Genomic DNA, 9889 nt, shown 5'->3' with positions numbered 1-9889 from the left:
GTTTAGAATATTTTGTACATTTACAAAATGGAAAAGTAAGTTGATGTGGCTTTTACATAAATAATTATGCCAATTTGATTAAATATGAAAATACAATGATGATAAAAAAAAGATAATAATTTAGAATTTATACATAGTATTTTGTCTAAATTGTTAAATAACTATGAAGAAAAATTTATAAGTTTGAAAATGTCAGATTTTATTAAAAATGAGATGATCAATATGGATCACGGTGAGTATGGAGTTGTGTTGGAAGATTTATGCGTTCAATTATATGAATATGGTATAAAAGTGTCTGACGAGGATTTTGAAAGGATAAAAGAAGCAGCAAAGATTATTGGTATAAATAAAGATGTATATGATTTTTTACGTTTGGTCTAAAATTACAACAGCTGTTTGTAATAAAATTACCAGATCCTAAAAAAGGTAAAATTTTGAAAATAAGACTAAAAGATGGTGTTGATGATAGGCTGTGTCCCATTGTAGAATGTTTGGACGAAAAATTTAATGAATATTTGAGACCAAATGTTTTATATGAGATAGTTCAGATAAATATAAAAGATATGCGAAATGAGTGTAATTGCACATATATGATCATAAGTAATGATAATAAATACGGAGCATATTTTAGTGCTGATTTGTTTGATATAGTGGATGATAAAATAGACAATGACTGGACTATAAGACATAACAATAGTGAAATAATTATGGCACCGAGAGTTATAAACTATCAGGATTTTTGGAACAATTATGTTGATGGTTGTTTAAAAGAAGAGAAAATATACTGTGAGCGTTTTGGTCACATTGTGCAAAATCAATTTTCAAAAAAGTGGTTTAGAAAAATCTTTAACGACTATCAAGACCCAAGTATCAAAGCTATCGGAGTAGATACGCAAGAAGATGGCTACGTAGTTTGTCCGCATTGCTATAATGCTGAACAGGTAAGTGTAGAACTAGGTGTCATAAAATGCGAAAAATGTCAGCAAGAGTATAACAACCCACTTGCTAAAATTTGTCCACGTGGAATATCTGTGCTTGATGAGTAAATTTAAATGTTTTTATAAAAGCCTCTATATGCCCCAAAACTCTATCAGCTCGTCTGCGAGTGATAGAGTTTCTTTACCAAAATATTTCTCAATTTTCTTATATTGCTCTTTGTTTGAAACATTTTGTATAGTCTCAATAAAGCCAGTCAAAAATGCCGTGCTAACGTAGTCATCGTTCTTAATATTTTTCTCAACTAAGTCAAAAATTTTTAGCTTATCTTGCTCGCTTAATTCATCAAAAATATAAACTGTAACATTCGCAAAATTTTCCAATAAAGTAAGTAATCCTGGGGTATCTGGAATAAAATTTAAAAGTTCGGATTGATAAATTTCAAAATATCTAATGTCTTTTGATATAAAAATATATAAAAAATCTTCATATACAAAAATGTCTTTTTGAGCTAGCATAGCTTTGCCTTATTTTTTGTATTTTCACCAAAATACTTCTCAATTTTCTTATATTGCTCTTTGTTTGAAATATTTTGTATCGTCTCAATAAAGCCAGTCAAAAGTGCCGTGCCAACGTAGTTATCGTTCTTAATATTTTTTTCAACTAAGTCAAAAATTTCTAGGTTATCTTGCTCTCTTGGTTGATCAAAATTTTCCACCATAATAACCGCAAAATCGATAAGCAATAGTTCTAAGCTAGGATAAAGTGGTAAATTTCGCGTGAGTTCTTTTTTGTATTCGCTAAAAAATCTTTTATTTTTTGACACAAAAGCATAAATTATCTCTTTGTAACTTTGTAGATCACTGTCATTTTGTGCAAAAAGCATACCGAAACTATCTCTACATCCACTCAAGCACTTGCGTGATATCTTTTGCATAAAAGCACTTTAGACCTTGTGTGTCAAGCGGTTTGTTTGGGATTATCGCATTTTTAAATTTCTGCGTTTTCGCCTCTTTTAGGCGCTGATCAAGGTTAAAAATTTCTCTTATCTCGCCATTTAGGCTTAGCTCACCGATGAATACGCTATCCTTGCTAATAGGGCGGTTTTTGAAGCTACTGATTATCGCTGCAATGACGGCTAGATCGGCCGCGGTTTCGCTTATCTTAACTCCACCTGAAACGTTTATGAAGACGTCGTAGTGCCCAAGTGGAATTTCTAGCTTTCGCTCAAGAAGTGCTAGCAGCATATCTAGGCGGTTTCTCTCAAAGCCAGTCGAGCTTCTTTTTGGATAGGCACTTTCGCAAACAAGTGCTTGAATTTCGATGCTAAGCGCTCTTGAACCTTCCATTATGATAGTTATCGCGCTACCACTCATCGCCCCGCCACGTGTGAAAAATTTACTTGAAACTTCATTTGCGCTCACTAGTCCGTGCTGGCTCATCTCAAAGATGCCAACCTCACTTGTCGAGCCAAAGCGGTTTTTAAATCCACGCAAAATTCTTAACTCTCTGCTCGCATCGCCCTCGAAATAAAGTACCACATCGACCATGTGTTCAAGCACTCTAGGCCCTGCGATCGAGCCCTCTTTAGTTATGTGTCCGATGATGAAAACGCAGATATTTTGACTCTTTGCAAGTCTCATCAGCTCAAATGTGATCTCGCGAACCTGCGTGATCGAGCCTGGAGCGGAGCTTATATTTTGGCTATAAAGTGTTTGTATGGAGTCAATTACGAGCACCTTGTAGTCGCTCTTTTGCACTTCTAGCAGGATATCTTCTAGGCAAATTTCAGTTAGCAGGTATAAATTTTTATCCACCGCATTTAGCCTATCAGCTCTCATTTTTATCTGGCTTTGGCTCTCTTCGCCGCTTACATAGAGCGTTTTTTTACCGTCTTTTGCTAAATTTGAGCCGATTTTTAGAAGCAAGGTTGATTTACCGATGCCTGGACTGCCACCTATTAAAACTAGCGAGCCCTCGACTACGCCACCACCAAGAACAAGGTCTAGCTCGCTATCTTTGGTGCTAAATCTCGTAAAATTTTGAATTTCAACTTCGTCTATGCTTATGGCTTTGCTAGGTGCGCTAGTGCTTTTTGCTATCTCTTTACTTATCTTTATCTCTTGCTGGCTAAGCTCGACAAAGCTATCCCAAGCTCCACATTGCGGGCATTTACCTAGCCATTTGCTCTGCTGGTTTCCGCAGGCTTGACACTCAAAAACTGGCTTTGCTTTTGCCATAAATTATCCTTTTTAAAATTTCAACTACTATCACTCCAAAAGCTGCTCCGATCATGTCAGATACGATGTCAAGCAGGCTAAAGCTTCTGTTTGGTAAAAATGCCTGAACGAGCTCTATTTGCACTCCGAAGGCTAAAAGTAGGACTAAATTTTTAAAAATTTTAAACTCATAGCCAAGATAGAGCAGGATGTATAGGACGCAAAAAGCTAAAAAATGATTTGCTTTATCCCACGAATTTTCGATGATAGTAGGAGATTTTGGAGTAAATGCAAGAAAATCGATCGCCAAAAGAGCGATAAAAAAGCAAATTTTACTAAGAAATTTCACTCTACTCAAAAATAGCGTCCATCAGCTCGTCTAAAAACTCATCTGGTTTAAATTTGATGATATCATCCATGCTCTCACCAACGCCTATATAAAATATAGGTAGCTCAAGTTCTCTTGCCACGCCAAATAGTGCTCCGCCCTTTGCAGTGCCATCAAGCTTTGTAATGATGACGCCATCAAGCGAGACGATATCGTTAAACGCCTTTGCTTGCGCAACTCCGGCGTTACCTTGCGTGCCATCAAGAATCAAAATTTTGCGGTGAGGCGCTTTTTCGTAAGCTTTTTTGCTAATGCGAACGATCTTTTCTAGCTCGTTTGCTAAATTTGTCTGGTTTTGAAGTCTGCCGGCTGTGTCAAGGATGACTCGGTCGATACCTTTTGCAAGGGCTGAGCTGATCGTATCGTAAGCAACAGCTGAAGGATCATGTCCTTGCTGTGTTGCGACTATTGGCACATTTAGCCTAAGCGACCATTGGCGTAGCTGCTCGATCGCTCCAGCTCTAAATGTATCACAAGCGCCTAAAATAACGCTTTTACCGTTATTTTTATATAAATTTGCAAGCTTTGCGATTGTGGTTGTCTTGCCAGCGCCATTTACGCCAAGGATGAGATCGACAAATGGCTTATCAGGCTCGATCACACGCTCATTTTCGTAGATAAAATAGCTACTCATAACGCGCCTAAGATCAGCTCTGCTCACTTCATCTTGTGGCGGTAAGTAGTATAAAATTTCTTCCACGATCTCGTAAGCTACGTCGGCCTCAAGTAAAATTTCTTCTAAGCTTTCTTTGTCTATCTTTTTTGACTTCTTCGCTGAGCTTATCGCTCCAAAGGTCTTTTCAAAGCCTTTTTTTAGAAAATCAAGCATTATTTTGTTGCCCTATTTATGTCGTTTTCAAGCATCTCTTCAGGCACAAGACCGATGTAGCCTTGAACGTAGTCGCCATTTGCTTTAAAAAGTGCTGACGCAGGCAAGCCTTTTATGCCACCCATCGCTTTTTCAAATAAAAAATTTCCCTCGCCAACCGCGACTTCATATTTTATTTTATATTTTTGAGCAAAATCTTTTACTTCATCTTCACTTTTGTCTTCAAGTAGCACACCAACGATATCTAGCTCATTCTTAAATTTCTCGCTTAGGTTGTTTAAGTGTGGGATCTCAGCCTTGCACGGAGGGCACCAAGTGGCGAAAAATACGTAAAGAGTTGCTTTTTTGCCATCTTTTACGTCAAAGCCATTACTTCTTTTTGTAATCTGCATGGTTGTGCCACTTAGTAGCTTTAGATTTATCTCTTTTATCTCGTTTTCTTGGGCACTTTCACTCATTTTTGGAGTGAGTGAGTCTTTGCTTAAATTTTTATCTTTGCTAGCATTTTTATCTAAAATTTTGCCTTGCGTTTGTTCGCTTGTATTTTGCTCTTTTTTTTGCTTGTTCTCGTCGCCACATCCAAAAAATGCAAAAATGCAAAGTGATGTTATAATTGCTCGTTTTAATGTCATAAATTTCCTTTTGAATAAGATTTCAGGATTATACAAGAAAGAGCATAAAATGAGCGTTAATTTAGAAAAAAATGAATTTAGAAAAAATGCAAGAGCAAATTTAATGAAACTTACTAAATTTAAGGCCAAATGCTCGCATTATAAAGCTACAAAAACGCTTTTGAAATTGATAAATTTTACAAATTCTAAGAAAGTATTGTTTTATTTGCCACTTAACTACGAAGTCGATGTGCTTAAACTAAGGCGAAATTTATCACGTAAATGTGAAATTTTTGCCCCTTTTATGGTAGGTCTTAGCTTAAAGATGGTAAGATTGCGACTGCCATTTATAACTTATAAATTTAACGTCAGACAGCCATCTGGCAAAAAAATGGATAATGTTAGACTTGATATGGCAGTAGTTCCAGCGATTGGGGTTGATGGAACTATGGCTAGGATAGGGCATGGAAAAGGATTTTATGATAGATTTTTTGACTCTTTGCCTATTAAGCCAAAACGGATAGTTTTTCTTGAGATAAAAGACTTTTACACCAAAGATGTGCTTTCAAATGCACAAGACGCGGTAGCAGGCTTTTATATAACCCCAAATAAAAATTATATAAAAAGAGGAATAAATGATAGAGGTTTTAATAGGCTTAGGAGCCGGTGTGGCGGGCGTTGGAGCAGGGTATCTATACGCCAAAAAGATAAATGATGCAAACTACAACATTTTCTTAGAACAAGCAAAAGCAAAGGCGAAAGCTATTGAGTATGAGGCTGAGCTAACGCTTAAAAATTCTAAAATTTCAGTACAAGAGGCTGAATTTGAGGCTAAAAAAAGATACGATGACAAGACGACAAAGCTTCAAAAAGAGTATGCGAGTAAATTTGATGAACTAGCCAAAAAAGAGAAAATTTTGCTAAATGAGCAAGAGCTTTTAAACGAAAGTAAAGAACTTTTTGAAAAAGATAAGCAAGACGCAAAGATAACTTACGAAGAGGGTTTAAATTTAAAAGCGACTTATCAAAATAAGGTAGAAGAGGCGATAAGAGTGCTTGAGCACGCTGCTGGCTTAACAGAAGAAGAAGCAAAAGAGGTCGTGCTTAAAAAGGTCGAGGAGAAGTCTCGTGCGGATATCGCTCATATCGTTAGAAAATACGAAGAAGAGGCAAAAAGAGAGGCTAAAAAGAGGGTTAATTACATTTTGGCGCAGGCTACGTCAAGATTTGCTGGAGAATTTGCGGCTGAGCGTCTGATAAATGTCGTAAATATTAAAAACGATGAGCTAAAAGGTAGGATCATTGGCAAAGAAGGACGTAACATCAAGACCCTTGAAATGGTGCTTGGCGTTGATATTATCATTGATGACACACCACATGCAATCATACTAAGCAGCTTCAATCTTTACAGACGTGCGATCGCAACAAGAGTGATTGAGCTTTTGGTAGAGGATGGAAGAATTCAGCCAGCAAGGATAGAAGACCTTCACAAAAAAGTGACTGAAGAATTTGAGCAAAGTATACAAGAAGAGGGCGAAAACATCGTCATGGATCTTGGTTTAAATAAAATTCATCCAGAGATTGTAAAACTGATAGGTAAGCTTAAATTTAGAGCAAGCTATGGTCAAAATGCCCTTGCGCACAGCCTTGAAGTGGCTCACCTTGCTGGTATCATCGCAGCTGAGTGTGGCGGAGATGAGAAACTTGCAAAAAGAGCTGGCATACTTCACGATATCGGTAAGGCACTAACTCACGAATACGAGGGTAGTCACGTTGATCTTGGAGCTGAAATTTGTAAACGCTATAAAGAGCATCCAGTAGTTATCAATGCCATTTATGCCCATCATGGACACGAAGAAGCAACAAGTATAGAAAGTGCGGCTGTTTGCGCAGCTGACGCACTAAGTGCGGCTCGTCCAGGTGCAAGGCGTGAGGTACTTGAGAGCTTCTTAAAGCGTGTCGAAGAGATCGAAAACATCGCAAAAAGCAAAGATGGCATCAAACAAGCTTATGCGATAAATGCTGGCCGTGAGATTCGCGTCATCGCAAACGCTAAGCTCATAAACGACGACGAGGCAGTGCTTGTAGCAAAAGAGATAGCTCAAGAGATCGAGAGCAAGGTGCAGTATCCTGGTGAGATAAAAGTAAGCGTCATCAGAGAGACTCGTGCTATTGATTTTGCAAAATAATGGCAAGATATGAAATTTCTTTTTTCAATTTTATTATTTTTCTCGCTTGGTTTTGCCAGCGAGGAGCTCGTGCTAGACTCGGCAAACTCGTTTATAACAACTATGAGAGGCGCTAGAAACGCTCCTATAAAAGAGCTAATCGAGCAGTCAAAAGCAACGATCATCTTTCCAAGTGTTAAAAAGGTCGGTTTTGTAGTTGGTGGCATGGGCGGTGATGGCATCATGGTTATTGGTAACATTAACTCGCCAAGTGAAATTTTGCCAGTTAGCATAAGTGGCGGAAGTATTGGCATACAGCTTGGTTATGAGGATAGCTCGCTTGTGCTTTTTATATTTAAAGATAGTATTATCCATGATATTAAGGATGCCAAGATCACGCTTGATACAAAGCTATCAGTAGCTTTTGGCGACATTGGACGCAATTACAGTAAAGTAAGCGATTTTAAATTTTCAAGTGATATTTATGCTTACGCTGCAAATGATGGCTTTTTTGCGGGAGCTAGTTTTGGTGGAGCAGTCATTAGTGCAAGAGAAGAAATTTTAAAGCAAAGTGGCTATGCATACGAACAGCTGATAGCCTCCGCCTCTAAACTTTTAGGAGATTAATGCAAGATATTATAAACTCAGTTTCAACATACGGCTATATTGTATTGTTTTTTTATAGCCTTGGTGGCGGTATGGTTGCATTAATCGCCGCTGGAATTTTAAGTTTTGCTGGCAAGATGGATATCACTCTTAGTATAATTGTCGCTGCTGTGGCAAATACAATCGGCGACACGTTAATTTTTTATGTCGCAAGATTTAATAAAAACTCACTTATGCCTTATATCAAAAATCATAAAAGAAAGCTTGCTTATGCAGGAATTTTGGCCAAAAAACACGGCGATAAGATAATATTTATCAAAAAATTTATCTACGGCGTCAAAACTTTGGTTCCTATCGCGCTTGGACTTACGAAGTATTCATTTTATAAATTTAGCATTATAAATTTGATCTCGTCAGTACTTTGGGCGGTCATTATCGGGTTTGCCAGCTTTAAAGCGGGTGATTATTTTGTAGGTGCAAGCGACTATCTTGGCGAGCATGGATATATTATGCCTCTTGCTATGGTTTGTTTGTTGCTTGGAATTTGGTTCTTTTTACAACATATTACAAAAAGGAGAAAAGCATGAAAAAGGTGATATCTGCTTTAATCGTAGTTATCGTGGTAGCCATTGGAGCGGTTTATTTTGCTTCAAATGAGGTGGAGAAAAACTATCAAAGGATAGTGAATGATCTAAATAATATTAAGGGCTTTAAAATTTCTAATAACAATTACAAAAAAGGTTTTTTTGGCTCAAAAGGATCATTTGATTTTAGTGTTTCAAAAGATCTTTTGGAAAATATATTTGGTAAAAATGTAAATGAGGATTTGGTTTTTAAAGTAGAAAATGAAATTTCTCATACAGCGCTTGCTTTTATAGATGGCTTTGAAATAGACTCAAAAATTTCTATTCAAAACGATATGATTAAAAACATTATCGCAACATTTATGGGTTCAAATGTCATTGCAACAACTAAAACAAAAGTTAGTTTAACTGGCGATAAAGATGTGGATATTAAATTTAGCAATATTGAATTTAACGATAAGCAAAAAACTGCATTTAATACAAAAGATATAAAGATTGGTATGACGCTTGATTCAAAAGATAGTATAAACAGCTTAAAGATTGAAGCAGATAAGATCGCTTTGAAAGATGTTAGTGAATACAACAAAGTTGATCTAAATATTGAAGGATTTTATATTGATTCAAGTTATAAAGAGCCAGTTAAGATTTCAAAAATTTTAGAAAGTCAGCTTGTACCTTATTTGGCAAAAGTTAAATTTAAAAAGGTGTCTTTTGCATCTAATGATATAAGTAATATTTTGATAGATGACTTTAAGTATGACTCAAAATTTGAAATCTCAAATGATCTTGGAAAATCAGACGATGTTATAAAAATAGGTATAGTGGCAGTTGATAAAGTAAAATATACAGATTTTATCTTTGATAGCAAAATCTCAAATATCAATGTGCCTGCATTAAATAATGTATTAGAAAAGCTTAACAATTTAAATAATGAAGAAAATTATAATGTTTTAGCTGGATTAAATTTTGATGAGACAATAGATCAAATCTTAGAAAAGAATCCAAGTATAAAAATAGATACATTAAGCTTTAAAAAAGGAGATAAGGTTTTAAAGCTAAATTTGGATGCAGCAGTAAATGGCTTTAAAAAGGGAACAAACCAGTCAGAAATTTTTGATAAATTATCTCTTAGTGGAAAAATAAGTGTCGATGAAAGTCTGACGAATTTTTTTGATACACTAGTGCCAGAAGTAGCTTTTGTTGAGCCTACTTTGATATCTGCTGGATATTTTAAAGAAGAGGACAAAAAAGTAATAAGCGAATTTAAATATGATCCAAACAAAAAAGATATTATATTTAATGAAAAAGTTGGACTTCAAAATTTCTTTATGGGTTTTTAAAAAATTAGCCTGATTTTTATCTGCATTTAAGCATCACTTCTATATACTTCACTTTCTGTTTTGCAAAACGCAGAGCAGAAAGTTCTTTTAACTTACAATTGTTAAACTATTAGTCAATCTTTGAAATCTAAACAAGTGATCGATTGAGCCAGTCTATTATTTTATAATTTATAATAGATTAGACAAACCAATAAATAAAACTAAAAGT

At 35.8% G+C, this 9889-nt stretch carries 13 protein-coding genes; 7 read left to right on the top strand and 6 right to left on the bottom strand.

From position 1 onward, the window contains the following. Positions 1–189 precede the first annotated feature (189 nt). Positions 190–381: a hypothetical protein gene (locus CVS92_RS07955; protein ID WP_107789086.1), complete on the top strand. Its 192-nt coding sequence runs from the start codon at positions 190–192 to the stop codon at positions 379–381. Positions 382–515: 134 nt separating this feature from the next. After that, positions 516–1046, top strand: coding sequence for a hypothetical protein (locus CVS92_RS07950; protein ID WP_199906424.1), 531 nt, complete (start codon positions 516–518; stop codon positions 1044–1046). Between the two features lie 24 nt (positions 1047–1070). Here the strand turns inward: CVS92_RS07950 and CVS92_RS07945 are convergent, their stop codons facing one another. Genes CVS92_RS07945 through CVS92_RS07920 form a run of 6 tightly spaced genes read right to left on the bottom strand, consistent with a single transcriptional unit; the run spans position 1071 to position 5004 of the window. Then, positions 1071–1454, bottom strand: a complete 384-nt coding sequence (locus CVS92_RS07945) for a hypothetical protein (RefSeq protein WP_107789085.1) — start codon at positions 1452–1454, stop codon at positions 1071–1073. Then, positions 1448–1873 carry a hypothetical protein gene (locus CVS92_RS07940; protein ID WP_107789084.1) on the bottom strand — a complete coding sequence of 142 codons (426 nt, stop codon included), beginning with the start codon at positions 1871–1873 and terminating at the stop codon, positions 1448–1450. The genes CVS92_RS07945 and CVS92_RS07940 overlap by 7 nt, the downstream gene beginning before the upstream one ends. Then, positions 1836–3176 carry a DNA repair protein RadA gene (gene radA, locus CVS92_RS07935; RefSeq protein WP_107789083.1) on the bottom strand — a complete coding sequence of 447 codons (1341 nt, stop codon included), beginning with the start codon at positions 3174–3176 and terminating at the stop codon, positions 1836–1838. Before radA ends, CVS92_RS07940 begins: the two co-directional genes overlap by 38 nt. Beyond that, positions 3151–3513 carry a VanZ family protein gene (locus tag CVS92_RS07930; RefSeq protein ID WP_107789082.1) on the bottom strand — a complete coding sequence of 121 codons (363 nt, stop codon included), beginning with the start codon at positions 3511–3513 and terminating at the stop codon, positions 3151–3153. Before CVS92_RS07930 ends, radA begins: the two co-directional genes overlap by 26 nt. Beyond that, a complete protein-coding gene (gene ftsY, locus CVS92_RS07925) occupies positions 3506–4372 on the bottom strand; it encodes a signal recognition particle-docking protein FtsY (RefSeq protein ID WP_107789081.1) in 867 nt (288 codons plus the stop codon). Before ftsY ends, CVS92_RS07930 begins: the two co-directional genes overlap by 8 nt. Beyond that, positions 4372–5004 (bottom strand): TlpA family protein disulfide reductase, encoded by a 633-nt coding sequence (locus CVS92_RS07920; RefSeq protein WP_107789080.1) that lies wholly within the window; start codon positions 5002–5004, stop codon positions 4372–4374. The genes ftsY and CVS92_RS07920 overlap by 1 nt, the downstream gene beginning before the upstream one ends. 49 nt (positions 5005–5053) lie before the next feature. Here CVS92_RS07920 and CVS92_RS07915 point away from each other — a divergent pair, with 49 nt between their 5' ends. From CVS92_RS07915 to CVS92_RS07895, 5 genes are read left to right on the top strand one after another with little or no spacing between them, the layout of a single operon-like run. Then, positions 5054–5698: a 5-formyltetrahydrofolate cyclo-ligase gene (locus CVS92_RS07915; protein ID WP_107789079.1), complete on the top strand. Its 645-nt coding sequence runs from the start codon at positions 5054–5056 to the stop codon at positions 5696–5698. Then, positions 5619–7172: a ribonuclease Y gene (gene rny / locus CVS92_RS07910; protein WP_107789078.1), complete on the top strand. Its 1554-nt coding sequence runs from the start codon at positions 5619–5621 to the stop codon at positions 7170–7172. The genes CVS92_RS07915 and rny overlap by 80 nt, the downstream gene beginning before the upstream one ends. 9 nt (positions 7173–7181) lie before the next feature. Beyond that, positions 7182–7778: a lipid-binding SYLF domain-containing protein gene (locus CVS92_RS07905; RefSeq protein ID WP_103582897.1), complete on the top strand. Its 597-nt coding sequence runs from the start codon at positions 7182–7184 to the stop codon at positions 7776–7778. After that, the gene (locus CVS92_RS07900; RefSeq protein ID WP_021091280.1) at positions 7778–8344 is read left to right on the top strand and encodes a DedA family protein; all 567 of its coding nucleotides are present in this window, start codon (positions 7778–7780) and stop codon (positions 8342–8344) included. Before CVS92_RS07905 ends, CVS92_RS07900 begins: the two co-directional genes overlap by 1 nt. Then, the gene (locus CVS92_RS07895) at positions 8341–9681 is read left to right on the top strand and encodes a DUF945 family protein (protein WP_107789077.1); all 1341 of its coding nucleotides are present in this window, start codon (positions 8341–8343) and stop codon (positions 9679–9681) included. The genes CVS92_RS07900 and CVS92_RS07895 overlap by 4 nt, the downstream gene beginning before the upstream one ends. Positions 9682–9889 lie beyond the last annotated feature (208 nt).

The sequence above is a fragment of the Campylobacter concisus genome (genome assembly GCF_003048555.1).
In the GTDB taxonomy this organism is placed as follows: Bacteria; Campylobacterota; Campylobacteria; order Campylobacterales; family Campylobacteraceae; genus Campylobacter_A; species Campylobacter_A concisus_AO.
This window is presented reverse-complemented; position numbering and strand designations above follow the sequence as displayed.

Excerpts from the sequence above, each read along its gene's own strand:
- CVS92_RS07895 (WP_107789077.1), top strand. The coding sequence starts at position 8,341 with ATGAAAAAGGTGATATCTGCTTTAATCGTAGTTATCGTGGTAGCCATT.
- radA (WP_107789083.1), bottom strand. The coding sequence starts at position 3,176 with ATGGCAAAAGCAAAGCCAGTTTTTGAGTGTCAAGCCTGCGGAAACCAG.
- CVS92_RS07900 (WP_021091280.1), top strand. The coding sequence starts at position 7,778 with ATGCAAGATATTATAAACTCAGTTTCAACATACGGCTATATTGTATTG.
- rny (WP_107789078.1), top strand. The coding sequence starts at position 5,619 with ATGATAGAGGTTTTAATAGGCTTAGGAGCCGGTGTGGCGGGCGTTGGA.
- CVS92_RS07920 (WP_107789080.1), bottom strand. The coding sequence starts at position 5,004 with ATGACATTAAAACGAGCAATTATAACATCACTTTGCATTTTTGCATTT.
- CVS92_RS07940 (WP_107789084.1), bottom strand. The coding sequence starts at position 1,873 with ATGCAAAAGATATCACGCAAGTGCTTGAGTGGATGTAGAGATAGTTTC.
- CVS92_RS07955 (WP_107789086.1), top strand. The coding sequence starts at position 190 with ATGTCAGATTTTATTAAAAATGAGATGATCAATATGGATCACGGTGAG.
- CVS92_RS07905 (WP_103582897.1), top strand. The coding sequence starts at position 7,182 with ATGAAATTTCTTTTTTCAATTTTATTATTTTTCTCGCTTGGTTTTGCC.
- CVS92_RS07915 (WP_107789079.1), top strand. The coding sequence starts at position 5,054 with ATGAGCGTTAATTTAGAAAAAAATGAATTTAGAAAAAATGCAAGAGCA.
- CVS92_RS07945 (WP_107789085.1), bottom strand. The coding sequence starts at position 1,454 with ATGCTAGCTCAAAAAGACATTTTTGTATATGAAGATTTTTTATATATT.
- ftsY (WP_107789081.1), bottom strand. The coding sequence starts at position 4,372 with ATGCTTGATTTTCTAAAAAAAGGCTTTGAAAAGACCTTTGGAGCGATA.